19 protein-coding genes are annotated in these 20888 nt (G+C 55.4%); 5 read left to right on the forward strand and 14 right to left on the reverse strand.

Annotated elements, in window-relative coordinates:
- From YERSI8AC_RS11060 to YERSI8AC_RS11070, 3 genes are read right to left on the reverse strand one after another with little or no spacing between them, the layout of a single operon-like run.
- Entirely contained in the window at positions 1–210 is a 210-nt protein-coding gene (locus YERSI8AC_RS11060; protein WP_138800321.1) for a hypothetical protein, read from the reverse strand.
- On the reverse strand, positions 210–2270 hold the full coding sequence (locus YERSI8AC_RS11065; RefSeq protein WP_159176752.1) for a 3'-5' exonuclease: 2061 nt from the start codon (positions 2268–2270) through the stop codon (positions 210–212). Before YERSI8AC_RS11065 ends, YERSI8AC_RS11060 begins: the two co-directional genes overlap by 1 nt.
- Positions 2267–2641, reverse strand: a complete 375-nt coding sequence (locus YERSI8AC_RS11070; protein WP_022523646.1) for a response regulator transcription factor — start codon at positions 2639–2641, stop codon at positions 2267–2269. Before YERSI8AC_RS11070 ends, YERSI8AC_RS11065 begins: the two co-directional genes overlap by 4 nt.
- A 384-nt stretch (positions 2642–3025) precedes the next feature.
- Between YERSI8AC_RS11070 and YERSI8AC_RS11075 the strand changes: the two genes are divergently transcribed.
- Positions 3026–4159 (forward strand): tRNA-queuosine alpha-mannosyltransferase domain-containing protein, encoded by a 1134-nt coding sequence (locus YERSI8AC_RS11075; protein ID WP_159176753.1) that lies wholly within the window; start codon positions 3026–3028, stop codon positions 4157–4159.
- A 175-nt stretch (positions 4160–4334) separates the two neighbouring features.
- On the opposite strand, the gene nth is transcribed toward YERSI8AC_RS11075, so the two are convergent.
- The 11 genes from nth to YERSI8AC_RS11130 all read right to left on the reverse strand — a co-directional run bounded on the left by nth (position 4335) and on the right by YERSI8AC_RS11130 (position 15214).
- Positions 4335–4973 carry an endonuclease III gene (nth, locus tag YERSI8AC_RS11080; protein ID WP_009286578.1) on the reverse strand — a complete coding sequence of 213 codons (639 nt, stop codon included), beginning with the start codon at positions 4971–4973 and terminating at the stop codon, positions 4335–4337.
- Between the two features lie 73 nt (positions 4974–5046).
- On the reverse strand, positions 5047–5748 hold the full coding sequence (locus tag YERSI8AC_RS11085) for an electron transport complex subunit E (protein ID WP_009286579.1): 702 nt from the start codon (positions 5746–5748) through the stop codon (positions 5047–5049).
- The gene (gene rsxG / locus YERSI8AC_RS11090) at positions 5745–6404 is read right to left on the reverse strand and encodes an electron transport complex subunit RsxG (RefSeq protein ID WP_009286580.1); all 660 of its coding nucleotides are present in this window, start codon (positions 6402–6404) and stop codon (positions 5745–5747) included. The genes YERSI8AC_RS11085 and rsxG overlap by 4 nt, the downstream gene beginning before the upstream one ends.
- Entirely contained in the window at positions 6401–7450 is a 1050-nt protein-coding gene (locus YERSI8AC_RS11095; protein WP_009286581.1) for an RnfABCDGE type electron transport complex subunit D, read from the reverse strand. Before YERSI8AC_RS11095 ends, rsxG begins: the two co-directional genes overlap by 4 nt.
- Entirely contained in the window at positions 7447–9102 is a 1656-nt protein-coding gene (gene rsxC, locus YERSI8AC_RS11100) for an electron transport complex subunit RsxC (RefSeq protein WP_053857062.1), read from the reverse strand. Before rsxC ends, YERSI8AC_RS11095 begins: the two co-directional genes overlap by 4 nt.
- Positions 9102–9689, reverse strand: a complete 588-nt coding sequence (gene rsxB / locus YERSI8AC_RS11105) for an electron transport complex subunit RsxB (protein WP_022523642.1) — start codon at positions 9687–9689, stop codon at positions 9102–9104. Before rsxB ends, rsxC begins: the two co-directional genes overlap by 1 nt.
- A 12-nt stretch (positions 9690–9701) precedes the next feature.
- The gene (gene rsxA, locus YERSI8AC_RS11110) at positions 9702–10283 is read right to left on the reverse strand and encodes an electron transport complex subunit RsxA (protein ID WP_022523641.1); all 582 of its coding nucleotides are present in this window, start codon (positions 10281–10283) and stop codon (positions 9702–9704) included.
- 176 nt (positions 10284–10459) lie between these two features.
- Positions 10460–12496 carry a methionine--tRNA ligase gene (metG, locus tag YERSI8AC_RS11115; protein WP_022523640.1) on the reverse strand — a complete coding sequence of 679 codons (2037 nt, stop codon included), beginning with the start codon at positions 12494–12496 and terminating at the stop codon, positions 10460–10462.
- 104 nt (positions 12497–12600) lie between these two features.
- Positions 12601–12882 (reverse strand): hypothetical protein, encoded by a 282-nt coding sequence (locus tag YERSI8AC_RS11120; protein WP_022523639.1) that lies wholly within the window; start codon positions 12880–12882, stop codon positions 12601–12603.
- A gap of 127 nt (positions 12883–13009) precedes the next feature.
- Positions 13010–14191 carry a 1-acyl-sn-glycerol-3-phosphate acyltransferase gene (locus YERSI8AC_RS11125; RefSeq protein ID WP_009286584.1) on the reverse strand — a complete coding sequence of 394 codons (1182 nt, stop codon included), beginning with the start codon at positions 14189–14191 and terminating at the stop codon, positions 13010–13012.
- Positions 14192–14284: 93 nt separating this feature from the next.
- On the reverse strand, positions 14285–15214 hold the full coding sequence (locus tag YERSI8AC_RS11130; RefSeq protein WP_022523638.1) for a recombination-associated protein RdgC: 930 nt from the start codon (positions 15212–15214) through the stop codon (positions 14285–14287).
- 141 nt (positions 15215–15355) lie between these two features.
- Here YERSI8AC_RS11130 and YERSI8AC_RS11135 point away from each other — a divergent pair, with 141 nt between their 5' ends.
- The 4 genes from YERSI8AC_RS11135 to pheA all read left to right on the forward strand — a co-directional run bounded on the left by YERSI8AC_RS11135 (position 15356) and on the right by pheA (position 20887).
- The gene (locus YERSI8AC_RS11135; RefSeq protein ID WP_022523637.1) at positions 15356–15805 is read left to right on the forward strand and encodes an acyl-CoA thioesterase; all 450 of its coding nucleotides are present in this window, start codon (positions 15356–15358) and stop codon (positions 15803–15805) included.
- A gap of 152 nt (positions 15806–15957) precedes the next feature.
- Positions 15958–18702 carry a DNA gyrase subunit A gene (gene gyrA / locus YERSI8AC_RS11140; protein ID WP_027959296.1) on the forward strand — a complete coding sequence of 915 codons (2745 nt, stop codon included), beginning with the start codon at positions 15958–15960 and terminating at the stop codon, positions 18700–18702.
- Complete coding sequence (gene serC / locus YERSI8AC_RS11145; protein ID WP_022523604.1) at positions 18686–19789, forward strand: 3-phosphoserine/phosphohydroxythreonine transaminase; 1104 nt, start codon at positions 18686–18688, stop codon at positions 19787–19789. Before gyrA ends, serC begins: the two co-directional genes overlap by 17 nt.
- Positions 19790–19795: 6 nt before the next feature.
- Positions 19796–20887, forward strand: a complete 1092-nt coding sequence (gene pheA, locus YERSI8AC_RS11150; RefSeq protein ID WP_022523603.1) for a prephenate dehydratase — start codon at positions 19796–19798, stop codon at positions 20885–20887.
- Position 20888: the final 1 nt, after the last annotated feature.

A 20888-nucleotide genomic window follows, 5' to 3' on the forward strand; every position in this document is an offset into this window, starting at 1 on the left:
TTAGCGGCCTGCACGCTGTTCCATCAGCCAGGCGGTTAAGCCGATCACCCCAGCCCAGGCGATAAATAGATAGAGCGGTAGCCAGCCCACGCTAAACGCGGGAAGGCGATCCACCACGATAATCAGCGGCGGGCAGAACAGTAGTAGGGCAATCGCCACCAGAGCCATTAGGCGCTCTGTTTGGCGTGATTTCATACCGAAAGGTTTCATCAGGCGCTGGCATCCTGTCGGTCGAAGGCGTTGGCTTGCAGCGCTAACAACTGCTCAAGCGTATCGACGCCGCGGGCTTCTAAGCGTGGCAGTAGGGCTAGCCATAGCTCGGCGGTGACGCGGGCATCGCCTAATGCAGTGTGGCGTGTCCCTGGTGGAAAAGCCAGATCGTAGCGCTGGGCAAGGCTATCCAAATCATGCCCGTCGAGTGCTTCGTCAAGTGCCCGTGAAATCAGCAGGGTGTCGATCACAGGGATATCAAAGGCGACCCCTTTGTGGCTAATGGCAAGTAGATCAAAGGCGGCATTATGGGCCAGCAAGACAGCTTCGCCGACATAATCACGAAAGCGGGTAAGCACAATATCCAGCGGTGGCGCACCGATCACATCGGCATCGGTAAGGCCGTGAATCGCGGTGCTAGCCGGCGGGATCGGCCGCTGCGGATCAACTTTTTGATCGAAGACCTCGCTTGCCAATAAACGGGCGTTGACCACGCGGCAGGCGCCAAGACTGATGACGGTGTCGCCTCGGCGTAGCTCAAGCCCGGTGGTTTCCGTATCAAAGGCGACTATTTCCAGGCTGCGCAGTGTTCGGCTGGCCAGCGCTTCATCTGGTGGAGGCAGGTCGGCAATGCCAAAGTCATGGAATTCAGGGCGCGGCGGGGCGGTTTCGCGTGGGGCGCCGACGCGCTCCATGGCGGGCAGGGGGAGTCGCAGGCGTGAATGAACGCCGTCATCGTCGGCAAGGCTCCAGATGTCGCTGGCGTGTTGACGCAGCACATCCGCGACGCTTGGCGTCAATGGCAGGGAGTTTAGCGGCTGCTGGCGCCACTCCGCCAGTTCGTGTTCAGGGATTGCTTTGCCACGCCAAATAAGGTCGAGATAGACGCGCTTATTGCCCAGGCACATCTCACCCTCAAAGCCACTGTCAGGCAGATGGGTATTGAGGTGTTTGACTAAAGAGTCGAACAGCGCAATGAGTGCCGGAGCGTCGCCTTTAAACCAGGCTGGCATGCCCACCGGGGTGATTAGGCGGTGCTCCGGATCAAGACGCTCATCCAACGCTTGCCAGAAATCGTTTGACCACATGGGCGTCAAGCGCTCGCCCTGGTGTTGCATGTCGTCGAGTAGCTGGCCGATTTTAGCCACGTTGTCGCCAAGCGTAACGCCTTCCTCGTGGATTACCCGCTCAAAACGCTGGCGTAAAGAGGATGTACTGGCGTCATTTTGATCGCGCAGCTGTATCAGCGCATCAGCAGCGCTGGTCAGGCTGGCGGTATGCTGGCGAAGCGGGGTCAGCATGGCCGCCAGTTCCGCTCTAACGCCCATTTCGCTCGACCAAGAGGCGGTGGCGTCACTAAAAGTCAGCAGTGTTTCGCCATCGCTACCCGGTACGCGGCGTAAAATGACTTTGAGCCAGCGGTCATCACAGGGAGCGAGTAACTCCCGCGGGGAGCCGTCATTAGGCAGTTGACCGAGCATTTGCTGTAAGCTTACTACTGGCAGCAGCGCCTCCAGGCGTTTACCCAGCCCTAACCCGGTATTACCCTCAAAGAAGTCCTCGGCTGCCTGATTGAACAGCATGAGCCGGCGGTGGTGATCACACAGTAGCAGCGGTGTTTCGAGCACTTGCAGCAGCGTTTCCAGCTCCTGACGAATACGTGCAGCGCTGCGGGCGCCGTCAGCGTGGGCAGTGGCAAGGCGACTGCGATCTGATCGCCAGCTTTCGCGTACTCGACGTAGGTCGGGCCCCAATCCTTTTAACCAACCTTCGGGTGGGTGCTCGTCTCGGGCGTCCGGGTTGGCGACCAGGCGTGCCAGCTGCACCTGTAAATGGCGCAGCGGGGTAAACAGCATGCGCTCAAGCAGCAAACCGACTAAAAAAATCGTCGCGCCACCGGAGAAACTGCCTAGCCAGAGAGCGATGCGCGTTACGCCTGTGGGAGCAAGCTTGGCATCCAGCCAAGCGGCGAAAATGGCTCCACCCAGCAGGCTGATGCCGCTAAGTAGCAACCAGAGGCCAATCAGGCGCTGACGCTTGGGCAGCCCGCCTCGGGTCATGGCTGCTCCTCAATCAGTAGCGCTTTGACTTTTTCGACCAGCGACTGAGTAGAGAAGGGCTTGGTGATGTAATCATCGGCGCCCAGCGCCATGCCTTTTTCCCGCTCAACGTCACGCCCGTGAGCGGTCAACATAATAATGGGGAGCTGGGCGGTAGCCGCTTCGCTCCGCAGTCGCTCTAAAACGTCAAAACCGCTAATCCCCGGCAAGCTAATATCAAGTAGCAGTAGATCAGGCTGGCTATCATTCACTCTTGCCAGGGCCTGTTCACCATCTTCGGCAGTGACGACCTCAAACCCTGCTTGCTCCATCAGGAATTCTAGCGATAAAACAATGTTGGGTTCGTCATCGACGACGAGCACTTTAGCCATGGAGCTCTCCTGCTTTTATTTGTTTTAACGTTTATTTGTTTTAAAGCTGCATGGATGCAGTCTAGATAGATCTAACAGGTCAGCCAAGACGACCTTGGCCGAATGCATGCAAGTTCAGGGTGCTATTGCAAAAGAGCTAGGGTTTGCACGAAAAGTCGGCGAGCGAAGACTAGACAAGGCAAAAATCAACGAGAAAGCGGAGTTTACGGGGTGTAAATGAGCATTTCGATCGGACTCGCGCACGAGGCGATTTTTAACGCAGTATTGTCGAGCGCAGGCAGTTTTCGTACAAAGCCTAGTAAGCGCGCTTTGTTACACTGCACACCTCTGTGCCATTGCTTAACATGTTATGGCGTTCCACTGATCTGGCTGTTAGGGCTGTAAATGCGCGTTCTCCTGTTATCTGCCTACGAGGCGGTGAGCCATCGCTACTGGGCACAAAGTTTAATGGCGCAGCTTGAGGAGGTGTCGTGGACGCAGTTGAGCCTGCCGCCACGACATTTTGCTTGGCGTATTCGTGGCAATCCGCTGAGCTGGATGCTCAAAGAGCACGATACTCTCAGCCAGTCGTTTGATGTAGTGCTAGCCACTTCGATGGTTGATCTGGCAACGCTGGTAGGGCTGTTCCCGCATCTGGGTCGAGCAAAAAAGGTTGTCTACTTTCATGAAAACCAGTTCGCCTATCCTGAGTCGAGCGATCAAATGCCACAAGTAGAGGCCAAAATGGTCAATCTCTATACGGCGCTGGCGGCGGATAGCGTGGTGTTTAACAGCGCCTATAACCGTGACTCCTTTATTGATGGCGCGCGAGCTTTTTTGAAAAAAATGCCGGAAAACCTTCCGGCAGCTAAGCCATTAGAAGCGATACGCGAGCGGGCTATGGTATTGCCGGTGCCCATTCCTGATAGCACAGCCCCTGAAAACTTAGCACCTGAAAACGTAGAGCTTGAAAACTTAGCATCTAAAAACTTAGCACCTTGCCAGCAAACGGCTTTTCAAAAAATGGTGCCACAGCGAATTATCTGGAATCACCGCTGGGAGTATGACAAAAATCCCGACGACTTCTTCACCGTGTTGTTTGCGTTAAGCGAAGCCGGTGTAGCGTTTGAACTGGCGGTGCTTGGTCAGCGTTTCCGCCAAGTCCCCGCTATTTTTGCCGAGGCCGAGCAGCGCTTAGCCAAGCATATTGTGGCTTGGGAGCCACAGCCGGAGGAGGCCTACCGTGAGTTGTTGGATAGCGCGGATATTGTGGTTTCGACCACTTGGCATGAATTTCAGGGGTTGGCGATCATGGAGGCGGCCCAGCGCGGGGCGTTGCCGCTGGTGCCTGATCGGCTCTGCTTCCCGGCGCTTTATCCGCCTGCCTATCGCTATGACGGTACCCGGGAAGGGCTTTACGACCGGCTCAGTGCTTGGCTTAACGATCCAGCGACTCGCCCTGAACTACTTGATACTACCGCTTGGGAGTGGCCCGCTTGGCGTGAGGCTTACCGCCAGTTGCTGATGAGTTCGACTTGATGGCCTAGCAGCCTGTCGGACTTAACACTGATCTACTGCGAATCCCGGTATTTTGGCCAACTTTATTCGATCGATTTCGTTAAATAGCGCGCTATTCGCCTCAATCGATCGATAAATTTGGCTCAAAATCCGTGCTTCTCGCGACGATCGGTCAAGCCCGACAGGCTGCTAGCCGTTAAGCAAGTTCGGTTTTGTCTTTATAGTCGCACAGATCCTCGATAATGCAGCTACCACAGCGGGGTTTGCGCGCGATACAGGTGTAGCGGCCGTGCAGAATTAGCCAGTGGTGAGCATCGTGCAGAAACCCTTTTGGCACATGGCGCAGCAGTTTTTGCTCCACCTCAACGACATCTTTGCCTTTAGCGATGCCGGTGCGATTGGATACCCGGAAAATATGCGTATCCACCGCCATGGTGGGCTGACCAAATGCCGTGTTGAGAATCACATTGGCAGTTTTACGGCCTACGCCGGGTAAGGCTTCCAACGCTTGGCGGGTGTCGGGCACTTCGCCACCGTGCTGATTAACGAGGATATGGCAGGTTTTCATCAGGTTTTCGGCTTTGGTGTTGTACAGGCCGATGGTTTTGATATGCGCTTTAAGCTCATCGATACCTAAATCAATGATCGCTTGGGGTGTGTTAGCGACCGGGTAGAGCCGCGCCGTGGCTTTGTTGACGCCTACATCGGTGGCTTGAGCAGAAAGCAGTACGGCAGCCAGCAGCTCAAAGGGCGTGTTCCAATTAAGCTCGGTGGTGGGGTGCGGGTTCTCTGCCTGAAGGCGAGCAAAGATTTCATGACGCTTTTGGGCATTCATGGCGGGTCTCTTAATAAATACGCGTTATAAATACAAGCAGTTGCTTACATGTGTACTTTCGGCATCTTGCCAACTATTTAATCGTGCCGGTAACCCGTACGCGGCGCTCAGTTCGGGGTGCTGCCGCGACTGGCTTGGCACGGGCAGCATTGCGTTGATCGATAACGTTTTTCAGCGCGATTAACAGGCCCGCCACAAAGAACGCGCCGGGCGGCAGCACGAAAAACAGGAACTGGTAGTCGTCGGCAATCGTCAGCTGCCAACTGGCCGCTTGCGGCCCAAACAGTAGCGCCATATCGCTAAACAGCGTGCCTTGGCCCAGCAACTCGCGCAGAGCGCCAAGTAACACCAGTACCGCAGCAAAACCCAACCCCATCATAAAGCCATCAATGGCCGCTGGAAGCACCGGCTGGCGGGAAGCAAATGCATCGGCTCGGCCAAGAATGGCGCAGTTGGTCACGATCAGCGGAATAAAAATCCCCAATACCTGATAGAGCGGGTAGGCGTAGGCGGCCATGAGCAGTTCAGCGCAGGTAACAAAAGCTGCAATTACCATTACGAAAGCGGGCAAGCGCACCGCGCTGGGCACCTGGTGACGAATCAGCGAAATCGCCGTGCTGGCGCCTACCATTACCAGTAGCGTAGCCAGCGCCAGCCCCAGCGCATTGACGACATTTCCACTCACGGCTAGCAGCGGGCAAAGTCCCAGCAGTTGCACCAGCGCGGGGTTATTCGACCAAAGGCCGCTTTGGGCTAGTTCGCGCCACTGGCTCATAAGGTGGGCTCCTCAAATGACATCGGTAGCGGTGTATCGGCGGCGTACTGAAGCGCTTTATGGACAGCGTTGACCACGGCTCGGGGCGTAATCGTTGCACCGGTGAACGCATCAAAGTGACCGCCATCTTTAGCTACCGCCCAGCCTTCTGGTGGCAAGCTATCTAACCTTAAACCATTAAACCGGGTGATCCAGTCGCTGCGGCTGCGCTCAATGTCATCGCCTAGCCCAGGCGTTTCCTGGTGCTGGGTAACGCGCACGCCGCTGATACGCTGGTGCTCATCAATGCCAATCAGTAGGTGGATTTTGCCGTTATATCCCTGGCGGGTTACCACCGGCAAGATCACTGCGCTGCTTCCGTTTCGGCTCGGGTTATTGTTCTCGCTGCCACTTACCCACCAGCCTTGGCTATCACTCGCCAGCCCTAGCGCTTGTGGGTTGGGAAGGGTAAAGGTGCTCTCCAGTACCTGGGTGACGGGGGTATTCGCCAGCGCTTGGGGCAGTACTTCCTGCAACTGGCGGTGTTGGTAAGCCAACTGATGTGTCTCTATACGTTCGGCGGTTAGCGCGCGGGTAAGCGCGACACTGCCGGCGGTAATCAGTGCAAAGGTGCCCAGCGCGAAGGCGCCACGCCGCATGGCCTGGAGCAGCGTCATGGCTGTTCTCCTGGCTTACCCGGTGAAGCTTTTTGCTGGCCAGTGGGCCGCGGCACGCTATATATATCCAGTAATGGTACGCACAGGTTCATCAGTAAGACCGCAAACGCCACAGCATCGGGGTAGCCGCCAAAGGTGCGAATAATGATAACCAGCGCACCGATCCCCGCGCCATAAATAAGTTTGCCGCGTTGGCTGGTGGCAGCGGAGACCGGGTCGGTGGCAATAAAGAACGCCCCGAATAGCGTTGCCCCGGTGAGCAGGTGAAACAGCGGTGAAGCAAAGTGGCTGGGGTCGCTGAGATAAAACAGCGTGTCCAGTAGTACTAGGCTGCCAAGCATCGCGATCGGAATATGCCAACTAATAATCCGCTTCGCTAACAACACCACACCACCTACTAGCCAAGCAAGTGCTACCCATCGCCAGGCAGTTAGGGTTCCATTCGGCAGTGGGTTAGCCGCCCAAAACTCGCTGGCAAGCACGGCGTCCCCTTTGTGCTTAAAAGCATCTAGCGGTGTTGCGCCGCTCAAACTATCTAGTTGGGCGGTCGGTAGAGTTCCGGTGATTTGCGCCCATAAATCATTAGGTAGCATTTCCTGGGGCGGTGCCCATAGCGTCATGTAGGTAGGAAACGACACCAATAGCAGCGCATAGCCCACCATGGCGGGGTTAAACGGGTTATGCCCCAAGCCGCCGTATAGCTGCTTGGCGACTACAATTGCCGCGATCATACCCACGCCGACAAGCCACCAGGGGCTAGCGGGTGGCAGTGACGTGCCCAGCAAAACGCCGGTAAGCAGGGCACTTGAGTCATTCAGCGTCACACGAATGGGGCGCTTGCGTAGCCGTAGCACGGCGGCTTCAAGCGCAATACCAAAAGCGGCGGCTAACAGTACATTGCTGATAACTCCAAGGCCAAAGAAGTAGCTCATGGTGGCGATGCCTGGCAGGGTTGCTGCAATTACCCAGCGCATTAAGCTTGCCGTTGGTGGCACCGCGGTTGCCGTCATGGCATCTTTAACGCCTGAGGCGTGCATCATGCTCATGGCGACTCCTCGCTAGACTGCTGTTCGCGCGCCTGGGCAAGCTGCAACTCGGCTGCTTTCAAGTTCTCCTGGGCGGTGGCAAGCTGCATTTCTAAGTCATCCAGGGATTGTTTAGGATCTTCCTGAGCGACGCGCGCCAGGGTTTTTTCAGCCTTTTTGACCGATGCTTTGGCGGCGGCATGGGCGATGCGCAGACCGCGTAAGTCGACCTTTTCGCTGTTGGTTGCGGCAGTGTTAGAAGGGCGCCGCTGCTGCGCCTGGCGGGCTTGCTTGCGTGCCTGTTTCTCAGCCTCCTCCCGAGCAAGCCGCGCTTGGCGAAACTCAAAACGGTGCTTGGCGTGCTCCGCTTTTGCTGTCTCAATTCGCTGCAGGCGTAACCGGCTTTTAGCTTCCCGGTAATCCACCACGAGCGGAATATGGCTGGGGCAGACGTAGCTGCAGGCACCGCACTCAATGCAATCAAATAGGTGGTAGCGCTCAAGCTTGGCATCATCCTGAGCGCGGGCGTACCAGTGCAGCTGTTGGGGCAGCAGTGCTACCGGGCAAACGCTTTCACACTCACCGCAGCGAATGCAGGGCGATTCTGCTGGGGGCGGCGGTAACTCTTCAAGCGTGGCCGCGATTAAGCAGTTGGTAAGCTTAGTGACCGGCGTATCGAGCGTTAGCAGTGGCGCGCCCATCATGGGGCCACCTTGAATCACTTGGTGTAACTCTGGGGTATTTAACCCTGCCTGCTCCAGCAGCTCTCTAACCGATGTGCCCAGACGCACCCAGCGATTGCCGGGCTGGGTGATGGCCTCTCCAGTCAGCGTGACCACCCTGGAAACCAGCGGCTGACCATCGCGCACTGCGTGTAGTATCGCCAGTAGCGTGCCTGGGTTGTGGCACAGCACGCCAACATCAGCAGGCAGCCCGCCACTGGGTACGTTGAGGTCTAGCAGTTTTTTAATCAGTTGTCGTTCGCCGCCGCTGGGGTAGCGGGTGGCGATCACGGCCAGCTCGACGGGGACTGGCTGACTATTGGTTAGGGCTTGCTTCAGCGCGTCAATGGCCTCGGGTTTGTTATCCTCGATGCCAATAACGATATGCTGCGCGCCACACAGTTTGGCGATTATCTGTGCGCCTTCAAGCACCTCGTTAGCGTAGTGGCGCAGGGTAAGATCATCGGCGGTGATATAGGGCTCGCACTCGGCGGCGTTAATCACCAGGGTGTGAATCGTATGTTGTTCGACCACCCGCGCTTTAATATGGGTGGGAAACCCGGCGCCACCTAAGCCGACGATGCCGCTCTCGTTTAAACGCTCAAGCAGCGCGTGGGGTTCGACATTTTGCCACACCAATGGTGGCAGTCTAAGCCACTCATCTTGCCCGTCACCCTCAATGCTGATTTGGGTAGTGCTAACCTCGCTCACCGTACCGCTAATACTGGCGTGCAGGGCACTAGAGACCATACCTTCACGTTTGGCAATCACGCTGCCCACTTTTACCGCATTTCCTTGCGCCACACAGGGCTTCGCTGGCTGACCGCTGTGCTGCTGAAGGGGGAGAGTGACCCGGCGGGGCAGTGGCGCTTCAATCAGCGCGGATTGGTTTGAACGCTGTTTGCGTTCGGGGGGGTAAATCCCTCCCGGGAAGTCAAAGGCGTTCGACATCAAGACACCCCTGAAGCGGGTTGGCGGTCGCTGGCAATCATGTTTGATGAGTGCGCCACTACCGGCTGCCACTGGGTGAGCGGGGCTGAGCGTGGCAGCATATCGATACAGTCCACGGGGCAGGGGTCAAGGCAGAGATCGCAGCCGGTGCACTCGTCTTCAATCACGGTATGCATTAATTTAGCCGCGCCGATAATCGCATCGACCGGGCAGGCCTGGATGCACTTGGTGCAGCCAATGCACTCCGCTTCGCGAATAAATGCCACCTTGGCTTCGCTTTGCGCTTCGCCATCCAGGGGCTCGGGGTCGCGCCCGAGAAGATCGGCAAGGGCGTGAATCGTCGCTTCGCCACCCGGAGGGCATTTATTCAGCGCATCACCCTGGTTAATGGCTTCAGCGTAAGGGCGGCAGCCTGGGTAGCCGCACTGGCCGCACTGGGTTTGCGGCAGTAGCGCATCAATTTGCTCAACTAGCGGGTTATCTTCGCGCTTAAAGCGCTCGCTCACCAAGCCCAGCAGGGCGCCAAAACCGATACCCAAGCCGGTTAATACCGCGACGGCGCTGAGGATTCCAATGATGCTATTCATTGCGCGCTGCCTTCATCCCTGCACCAACCCTGAAAACCCTAAAAATGCTAACGACATAAGGCTGGCGGTGACCATAGCAATCGCGGCGCCTTGGAAGGGTTTGGGAATATCCGCCCCCGCTAAACGTTCGCGCATCGCGGCAAACAGCACCAAAATAAGCGAGAAGCCCAGTGCTGCGCCCAATCCATAAAGGATGGTGTGGAAAAAGCTTAATTCACGGTTTAACGACAGCAGGGCTACACCCAATACCGCGCAGTTGGTGGTGATCAGCGGCAGGAAAATGCCCAGCACCTGGTGCAGCAGCGGACTCAGTTGGCGCACCATGATTTCGGTAAACTGCACCACGGCGGCGATCACCACGATAAAACTAATGGTACGCAGGTAGGTTACATCCAGCGGCACAAGCAGGCCGTGATAAACCACGAAGCTAGCGGCCGATGCCAGAGTCAGCACAAAGGTAGTGGCCAGGGACATGCCCATGGCCGACTCCAGTTTATTGGAGACGCCCATAAACGGGCATAGGCCCAAGAACTGAACCAGTACGAAGTTGTTGACCAGGGCAGTGCTGATCAAAATGATAAATAACTCACTCATGACAGCGTATTGTGCGAAGAAAAGGCGGCGCTGGCTAGTGGGAGGCAAGGAAGTTTGATGTGTGAAAAACCTATGCAGGAGGAAGTTTGAATAAAATTGCCGCTATAATAAAAATGCAAAGGGCAGAGCGCTTTTGAGTCTCTGCCCTTTAACCTGCTTACCGCTTATGCGACGGGTTAGGTTACCCGCTGACCCGGCTCGGCACCTGCATCGGGAGAGAGCAGGTAGATGCCATCTTCGTTAGCAGAGGCCAGCACCATGCCTTCCGATACGCCGAAGCGCATTTTGCGCGGAGCCAGGTTGGCGACCATGACCGTTAAGCGGCCTTCCAGGGCTTCCGGGGCGTAGGCGGAGCGAATGCCGGAGAAGACGTTGCGGGTTTCGCCACCCAGGTCGAGGGTCAATTGCAGCAGTTTGTCGGCGCCTTCTACGTATTCGGCTTTGGCAATACGCGCAATGCGCAGGTCGACTTTAGCAAAGGCGGCAAAGTCGATTTCCTCGGCGATAGGCTCTTCCGCCAGCGGGCCTTTGGGCGCTTCTTTCAATTTTTGCTCTTCCACGAGATCTTCCTTCGACGCTTCAATCATGGCATCGATTTTATCGCGTTCAACGCGTGTCATCAGCGGTTTGAATTTATTGATTGGGTGATCAGTGAGTACGCTTTGACGAGTGTGCCAGTCCAGCGACTCAACGTTAAGAAAAACACGGGCCTCTTCAGCCATGGCGGGTACCACAGGAGCCAAATAAACCATCAACTGGCGGAACAGATTAATGCCTACCGAGCATATCTCAAGCACCTCTGTGTCACGGCCATCCTGCTTGGCCAGCGCCCAGGGTTCTTTATCAGCAATATAGGTGTTGGCTTCATCCGCCAGTTCCATAATTTTGCGCATTGCCCGGCTAAATTCCCGGGCTTCAAAGTCTTCGGCAATATCATCACCGGCGGCAATAAAGCGGGCGACCATCTGTGGCTCAGCGCAGTGGCTTGAGAGGCTGCCACTGCCGAGCTTTTTAACAAAACCGGCGCAGCGGCTGGCAATGTTGACCACCTTGCCGACTAAATCTGAATTTACCCGCGCGGCAAAATCGTCCAAATTCAGATCCAGGTCATCAACTTTGGAAGTAAGCTTGGCGGCAAAGTAGTAGCGCAGGTATTCCGGGTTGAGATGGTCGGCGTAGGTGGCGGCTTTAATAAAGGTGCCGCGGGATTTCGACATCTTGGCGCCGTCTACCGTCAGGAAACCGTGGCAGTTGACGGCGGTGGGGGTGCGCAGATCCGCGCCATGTAGCATGGCGGGCCAGAAGAGCGCGTGGAAGTAGACGATATCTTTGCCGATAAAGTGATATACCTCGGCATCAGAGCCTTTGTTCCAGTAGCTGTCGAAGTCGATACCTTCGCGGTCACACAAGTTCTTGAAGCTGGCCAAATAGCCAATTGGCGCATCCAGCCAGACATAAAAGTATTTGCCCGGGGCATCGGGAATTTCGAAGCCGAAGTAGGGCGCATCCCGGGAAATATCCCACTCGTTAAAGCCAGACTCAAACCACTCCATCAGCTTATTGCGGATTTGCGGCTGCACATGGCCGTCGTCAATCCAGCCCTGCAGGAAGTCGGCAAAGTCAGGCAGTTTAAAGAAGTAGTGGGTCGATGTACGTACTTCGGGCGTTGCGCCTGAAATGGCTGAAACGGGGTTGATCAAGTCGGCGGGAGTATAGGTAGCGCCGCACTTTTCGCAGTTATCGCCATACTGGTCTTCAGCGCCACATTTAGGGCAGGTGCCTTTAATAAAACGGTCAGCCAGAAACAGGCCTTTCTGGGGGTCAAACATCTGCTCGATATCACGGGTGGCAATATGGCCTTTATCCCGTAAGCGCTTATAAATCATTTCGCTGAAGTGGCGGTTTTCAGCGGAGTGGGTCGAGTGGTAATTGTCGAACCCAACGCCAAAACGGGCAAAGTCTGTTTGGTGATCGTTGGAAACCCGCTCAATCAGGGCTTCAGAGGTAATACCTTCCTGCTCGGCACGCAGCATAATGGCGGTGCCATGGGCGTCATCGGCACATACGTAGTAGCACTGCTGGCCACGGCTTTTCTGGAAACGTACCCAGATATCAGTCTGGATATACTCAAGTAAGTGACCGAGGTGAATGGCTCCGTTGGCGTAAGGGAGCGCGCTAGTCACCAAAATGTTGCGCGTGGCGGTAGTAGACATGGTGAAGGTTAATTCCGAGTGAATAAGGGTGCCGGTCAGGCGATAGTAAAAAAGACGGCGAAGTCGCTAAACGCTTCGCCGATACCGTTACGTCCTAGCAACGATTAATAAAGCGCTTGCTCTTCTTGAACGACTTCACGCAGCAGTTCTAAAAAGAGCTTATCAGCCTCAGAGTGTTCAGCCGGGTCTTCCGGTATATGCACGCTGGTGGTATCGGAAATTTCGTTGGCAATCCGCGCCATCACCGCAGGGCTATTGCCTTCGGTCAGCTGTTCTCTGGCAATCGCCAGTGATTGCTCAAGGATCTTTGGATCTTGCAGCAGCTTACGAATAAAGCCACGTAGCTCGTTGATGATACGTGTTTTCTGAATTTCTGAACCGGACATGGGGGTCTCCTTAGGATCGCAATTGACGACAGCGCCATGCGAAACCAATCAATGCGTCGACCATAGCATTTTTTCCGCCAACGGGCATGAATTGCCCGTTATTAAAATGGCAGCTTAAAACGCTGATTTAGAGCGTTAGTCGCCCTGCCTTGTGTTTAACAGGGTTCGCGTACTGGGCAAGCCAGTAGGGGCGCAGAGGCTCCGGCACTTCGGCAAGCCGGGCATTAAAGCGTTCACGGTCTTGTCGAGTGATGGCTTTGCGTGCCACCAGCTCCGGTGCTTCGCCCAGCGCCTCTAAAGCCAAATAATGGCTGGGGAACAGTCGATAGCCACCAATCACCTGGCGGTCAATCTCAGCAGCGACTTCGTCGGGCGTGGCCATATCAGAACCTACCGGTGTGCCAAAGTGCAGCCGTACACGCCCTTTGGAGCCGGTAATGCCGGCTACAATGGAGCGAATATCTTCAAACTCACTTTTAGCGTAGCTACCCAGTGTGTCGATATCGTGCAGCTCCTGGGCTTTTTGGACATCGCAGGGGTCGTATTCATAGCTAATCGATACCGGCACCAGCTTTAACTCAGCAATTGCCTCGCCAAATACCATGTCTCGTTCTGCGGCTCGCCTGGCCATGATCAACATTTTGATAATGGCGGGCTCAGTGTGATCGATGCCGTTCTTGGCCCGCCCTTCCCGCTGTGCCATCCAGATTGAGTGCTGGTCTTCGGTAATGGTATGGCGAATATAAGCGGAAAGTTGCTGGTATGCTGCCAGCATAGCCCGCTTACCTCGGGCGCTGCGTGGCACGATAAAGCTTTTATTAAGCCGCATTAGATCTGTGACATAGGGCTTTTTAAGCAGATTGTCACCGATCGCGATACGCACGGTGTCGCGGTTTGCTTGATACAGCGCATAGTTGACGAACGCGGGATCCAGCGAGATATCGCGGTGGTTACCTATGAACAGGTAAGCGCCGTTGGCGTCGAGTTTGTCGAGGCCGGTAACTTCAAAGGCATCCGTGGTGGTGCGAATCATGCGCTCCATGTAATGGGCAATACGCATTTGAAACTCATAAACCGTCGTTACGTCTTTGACTTCACGACGTACGGCACGGCTGGCAAAAACACGCGCCAGGGATGGTGCCCAGCGCGCCATGCGCGGCAGCCGAAAGCGGGTCAGTGCATCCAGCAGCTCGTTGTCCCGTGAGAGTCTGGCCAGCACATCGGCCACTTCATGATCCATAAAGGGCCGAATATCGGCCCACGGGTCTGTCTCGGTAGAGGCGTTGGTAGCGTTGTTGTGATGAGTCATGCGAACCGTTGGATGATAAATAGTAAATATCGATTAATAACATCGAGGCGAAAAGACGACTTCGGATAACAGTCTTGAATGACTATAGAGCCCTTACTGCGTCGCGGGTTCCCGCTGTGTCTCGCCGCCAAGCCACTCTATCAAGCGTGGAATATCGGTAGATAGCGCCTGCGCCATTAGAATAAAGTCTGTTTCCAGACGGGCAAGCGCGTCGTCTCCGTCGTCAGCGTGATCGGCTTCTTCAATCAAGGCATCGCCAAAGCGCAACGATTTCAGCGCCAAATCATCGTGTAACACACAACTTAGCCGTCCTTCCAGGCTAATCGCGAGTTTACTGGCTTGGCGGCCGGTCTCAAGCAGTTGCTGAATTTCATCGCTGTCTAAATCGACCTGACGAGCGCGCAGTACACCGTCATCACCTTTAGCTTTGAGTTCAACCTGGTCACCAAGCTGAAGATCGGCCGGGCGACTGGCCGCGTCACCTAGCCAAGTGGTCATGGCGCGAATAGGCAGCGTCTGTGAACTCAGTGGGGTGACTTTTAGGCTGCCCAGGGTTTCGCGAAGCAAATCCAGAATATCTTCGGCGCGGGTGCGTGAACTGGCATTGATGCCTATCATCTGGCCGCGAATGTCCCACCAAAGATCAATTTTCTGACTACGCACAAAAGCGCGGGGCAATAAATTCTCGGTTACCTGCTCTTTTAACGCGGTCTTCTCTTTGCGGGTCACTTTGCGGCCTTCGCTGGCCTCAATATCCGCCACCTGCTCATCGACTTCCTCTTTTACAACAGAGGCGGGCAGTAGGCGCTCTTGACGCAGCGCTGAAAGCAGCCGATGTGATTGAATTTCGTGAACAAGCTGCCCTGCGCCCAAACGTCCAGCAGGTGCAGTCCAGCCCAGGCGGCGTGCGTCGGCGTTGCCGAGTGGTTTGGCGGCATGCTCTTGTAAAGCGCTAGCGAGCTCATCGCTGGATAATTCGGGCGCGTCGTGCAGGCGGTATAAATGCAAGTGCTTAAACCACATGGAGCCAATCCTGTTTAAAAGGTGGCACATTATGGCGAAAGCGGGGCATTCCTACCAGCGGCTGTCACCAATCGTCTCTGTTGCACGTGTTTCAAACTTGTGTTTGATTGAATCGTTGCCAATCACTATAGAGGAGTCGATATGAGTGCATCGCTGTCGCGAGTTCATTTACGCGTTAGAGGCTATCATCTGGATGGCTATGGGCATGTCAATAACGCTCGCTATCTTGAGTTTATGGAAGAAGGGCGCTGGGACTTCTTTGATCAACACCCAGAGATGATCAAAGAGCTCCATCAGGCCGGGCGGGCATTCGTCGTCGTCAATTTGAACATTGATTATCTGGCCGCTGCCCGCCAAGGGGATGATTTGGAAGTGATGACCGGGATCATCGACGTTGGTGAGCGCAGCGGGCTTTGCCACCATCGTATTGTTCGTAAAAACGGTGGGCGTAAGGATGGCACCGTCATCGCCCGTGCGGATTTAACCTTCGTGCTACTCGATATGCGCGCCAATAAGGCCGCTGCAATCGAGGGCGAGGTGCGTGAAGCGTTGGCTGCATTAACCTTGGGGAAAGAGGCATTTAGCGTCTAAACGGCTTTGGTGAGCTCCCTGGCTGCCCTTGCTGCTTTTGCGGTGGTATGATGTCGCAGTATTTGCGCGCCGCTCTATGGTAATTTCAGAGCGGTGTTTACCAGCGCTTTCAACTCTCGCAGTGCCAATGCAGTGCAAAGGATCTGACTTTCATGGGTGACATCGCCAGAGAAATCTTGCCCGTCAATATTGAAGACGAGCTTAAACAGTCGTATCTCGACTATGCGATGAGCGTCATTATCGGCCGCGCGCTTCCAGATGTGCGGGATGGCCTTAAACCGGTTCACCGGCGTGTGCTGTTTGCCATGCATGAACTGGGTAATGATTGGAATAAACCGTACAAGAAGTCGGCGCGTGTCGTCGGCGATGTCATCGGTAAATACCATCCGCACGGTGATAGCGCGGTATACGACACTATCGTACGTATGGCGCAGCACTTCTCGATGCGCCATGTCCTGGTCGACGGTCAGGGCAACTTCGGTTCTATTGATGGGGATAACGCGGCCGCCATGCGTTATACCGAGGTGCGTATGTCGCGCCTTGCCCACGAACTGCTTGCTGACCTTGAGAAAGATACCGTCGATTGGGTGGATAACTACGACGGTACCGAGCGTATCCCCGCCGTATTACCCACCAAGGTACCCAACCTGCTCATTAACGGCTCGTCGGGTATCGCGGTAGGTATGGCGACCAATATTCCACCGCACAATATGCGTGAAGTGATTGACGGCTGTTTGGCCCTCATCGACGACTACACGCTGTCGGTAGATGACTTGATGGAGTATATCCCCGGGCCTGACTTCCCCACCGGTGCCATTATCAATGGCCGCGCGGGCATTTTGTCGGCGTATCGTACAGGCCGTGGACGTATTTATGTGCGCGCTTGCCACACCATTGAGCACCACGACAAAACCGGTCGCGATCACATCATCATCACCGAACTGCCTTATCAGGTGAATAAGGCGCGGTTGATCGAGAAGATCGCCGAGCTGGTGAAAGAGAAGAAGATTGAAGGCATCGCCGAACTGCGCGATGAGTCGGATAAAGATGGTCTGCGCGTGGTGATTGAAATCAAGCGTGGTGAGTCCGGCGAAGTAGTGGTCAATAACCTGTTTGCTCAAACGCAGCTGCAAAACGTGTTCGGGATTAACATGGTGGCGCTGGAAAATGGCCAGCCACGCACGCTCAATCTTAAAGAGATGCTGGAAGCCTTTATTCGTCACCGGCGCGAAGTGGTTACCCGGCGCACACTGTATGAGCTGAAAAAAGCCCGTGAGCGTGGGCATCTGTTGGAAGGCTTGGCCGTCGCTATCTCGAATATCGATGAAGTGATTGAGCTGATCAAAGCCTCACCCAACGCGGCTGAAGCGCGTGAAAAGCTGCTCGCCAAGACTTGGCAGCCCGGTCAGGTGACCGCCATGTTAGAGCGGGCCGGGGCTACTTCTTGCAAGCCAGAAGAGCTGGAAGAGGGTTTTGGTTTAAATACCGCGGCCACCTCTTATCGGCTTTCTCCTGCCCAGGCGCAGGCGATTCTTGAGCTACGCCTGCATCGCTTGACGGGACTTGAGACTGAGAAGCTGCTTGATGAATACCTCAGCATTCTTGAGAAAATTGCCGAGCTAACCGAGATCCTGGCCTCTGCTGACCGCTTGATGGAAGTGATTCGCGAAGAGCTGCGGGCGGTGCGTGATCAGTTTGGCGATGACCGTCGTACTGAAATTCAGGCTAGTCACCTCGATTTGTCGATGGAGGACTTAATCGCCGAAGAGGACATGGTGGTAACCGTGTCGCGTTCAGGCTATGCCAAGACGCAGCCGCTGTCGGATTATCAGGCTCAGCGCCGTGGTGGCCGCGGTAAGTCCGCAACGGCCATGAAAGACGAAGACGTGATTGAACATCTGCTGGTGGCCTCTACTCATGACACCGTGCTGCTGTTCTCAAATCGCGGCAAAGTGTACTGGCTGAAGGTGTACGAAATGCCCAACGCCAGCCGTGGATCGCGGGGTAAACCGCTGGTGAATATGCTGCCGCTTGAAGAAGGTGAAGCGGTCAACGCCATCTTGCCGGTGCGCGACTACAACCCTGATAACTACATCTTCTTTGCTACAGCCAAAGGCACCGTTAAGCGGACTAGCCTTGAGCAGTTCTCGCGCCCACGCAGCGTTGGCCTGATTGCCATTGACCTGGAAGAGGGTGACCGCTTAGTTGGTGCGGCGATTACCACGGGTAATGACCATGCCATGCTGCTGTCGTCTAACGGCAAGGCGATTCGCTTTGAAGAGGGCAAAGCCCGCGCCATGGGGCGTACTGCCCGCGGGGTGCGTGGTATGCGCCTAGCCGGCGACGCGGAAGTCATTAGCCTGATTATTCCTAAAAGCCAGCAGATCGACGCCGAGGCGGATGCCGAAGGGGAAACGCAAGACGGTGCCCAAGAGAGCACTGTAGCCGAGACCGCCGTTGGTCAGATCTACATTATGACCGCCAGTGAGAATGGTTACGGCAAGCGCACGCGCCTGGAAGAATTCCCGCTGCGTGGTCGTGGTGGCCAGGGTGTCATCGCCATGCAAACCAGCGAGCGTAACGGTTCGCTCGTGGCGGCGATGCAGGTCTATGACAGCGATGAAATGATGCTGATCACCGACCGCGGCACGCTAGTGCGTACCCGTGTGGAAGAGGTCTCGACCACATCACGGAATACCCAGGGCGTGATGCTGATTCGTCTTGGCAAAGAGGAGAAGCTGGTCAAGACGGTGCGCGTTGATGAACCGGAAGAGAGCGACGAGCTAAGCGCTCTTGAAGGAGCGGGTGACCCTGAAGAAAGCAGCCTTGAAGACGCACAGGCGAATAAAACATCCGATGATGCACAGGAAACGGGGACTGATGACACGTCACTATAATTTCTGCGCAGGGCCAGCGGCCCTGCCAGTGGCCGTGCTGGAGCGCGCCCGGGAAGAGTTGCTGGACTACCAGGGGCGCGGCCTTTCAGTAATGGAAATGAGCCACCGCAGCGATGAATTTATTGCCATTGCCGAGCGTGCCGAAGCCGACTTTCGTCATCTGTTGGGCGTGCCGGATAACTACCGCGTGCTGTTTCTACAGGGCGGGGCCAGCTTGCAGTTTGCCATGCTGCCGATGAACCTGTTGGGTCAAGGCGGTAGAGGCAATTTTATTCAGACCGGCATCTGGGGCAAGAAGGCGCTCAATGAGGCCAAGCACCTTGGTTTTGATTGCCATGTGGTTGCCAGCAGTGAGTCCAACGGTCATACGGCGGTACCCGCACAAGACGAACTGCGGGTGAGCGCAGATGCTGCCTATTTGCACTACACCTCTAACGAGACAATTGGTGGCTTGGAATTTGATTATACGCCGCATATTCAGCGTGCCGATGGTGCTCACGTGCCGCTGGTCTGCGATATGTCGTCGAACATTCTGTCTGGACCCATCGACGTTAGCGAATTTGGCGTTATCTACGCTGGGGCACAGAAAAATATTGGCCCCGCCGGGTTAACGCTGGTGGTGGTGCGTGACGACCTGCTAGGTAAAGCTAGGGCCAATATACCTTCGCTATTTGATTATCAAATGCTGGCGGACGCTGGTTCGATGGTCAATACGCCCCCCACTTACGCTTGGTATTTAGCCGGGCTGGTGTTTCAGTGGCTGAAGGACGATATTGGCGGATTGGCGGCGATGGACGCTATCAATCAGCGTAAGGCAGATAAACTTTACGCAGCGATTGATGCCAGCGAGCTTTATAGCAATCCAATTGCTAAAGCCAACCGTTCGCGCATGAACGTGCCCTTTGTACTGGCCGATTCGGCACTGGATAAAGCGTTTTTACAGCAGGCCGATGCGGCGGGACTGCTTAATTTGAAAGGTCATCGCAGCGTGGGCGGTATGCGTGCCAGCCTTTACAACGCGGTGCCTGAGTCTGCGGTAGATGCCCTAATTGCATTTATGGCCGATTTTGAAAAAACAAGGGGCTAAATCACCATGTCCGACACGTCGATCAATCTGGATGAGTTGCGCCAGCGTATCGATCAGCTCGATAGCGATATTCTGAACCTGATCAGTGAACGCGCCAGCTGTGCCCAGCAGGTGGCCCATGTCAAGCTAGCTGAAGATAAAGATGCGGTGTTTTATCGCCCTGAGCGAGAGGCGCAGGTGCTTCGGCGCATTATGGCGTTGAATAAGGGGCCACTCGATTCAGAAGAGATGGCGCGGCTGTTTCGCGAAATCATGTCGGCGTGTTTGGCACTTGAGCAGCCGGTAAAAGTTGCTTACTTAGGCCCTGAAGGTACCTTTACGCAACAGGCGGCGCTCAAGCACTTTGGTGAAAGCGCTGTTAGCCTGCCCATGGCAGCCATCGACGAGGTATTTCGTGAAGTAGAGGCGGGGGCCGCACACTACGGCGTCGTGCCGGTGGAAAACTCCACCGAAGGGGTGGTTAATCACACCCTGGACACCTTTATGGATTCCTCGATTAAAATTTGTGGCGAAGTAGTACTGCGTATTCACCACCATTTGCTGGTCAGTGAAACGACGCGCCGCGATAAGGTCTCGCGTATTTACTCGCACCCGCAGTCGTTTGCCCAGTGCCGTAAATGGCTGGATGCTCACTATCCCCATGCGGAGCGCGTGCCGGTTTCCTCTAATGCGGAAGCGGCCAAGTTAGTCAAAACCGAGTGGCATAGTGCGGCGATTGCAGGTGATATGGCGGCCAAGCTTTATGGGCTTGAGCACATTGCCGAAAAAATTGAAGACAGCCCGGATAACTCCACGCGGTTTTTGATTATTGGCAACCAGGATGTGCCCATGGCAGGAGAGGATAAAACCTCTATTGTGGTTGCCATGCGCAACCAGCCGGGGACGCTGCATGCGCTGCTGGAGCCTTTTCATCGCCACCAAATTGATTTAACGCGCCTTGAAACGCGTCCTTCGCGTACCGGTGTGTGGAACTACGTCTTTTTTATCGACTTTAAAGGCCATCGTGATGAGCCTGAGGTCGCGGCAGTGCTTGAAGAGGTGCAGCTACGAGCGGCAGAACTACGCGTGCTGGGCTCTTACCCCATAGGCGTGCTGTGAC

Origin of the sequence: Halomonas sp. 113 (assembly GCF_904067645.1) — a bacterium.
In the GTDB taxonomy this organism is placed as follows: Bacteria; Pseudomonadota; Gammaproteobacteria; order Pseudomonadales; family Halomonadaceae; genus Vreelandella; species Vreelandella titanicae.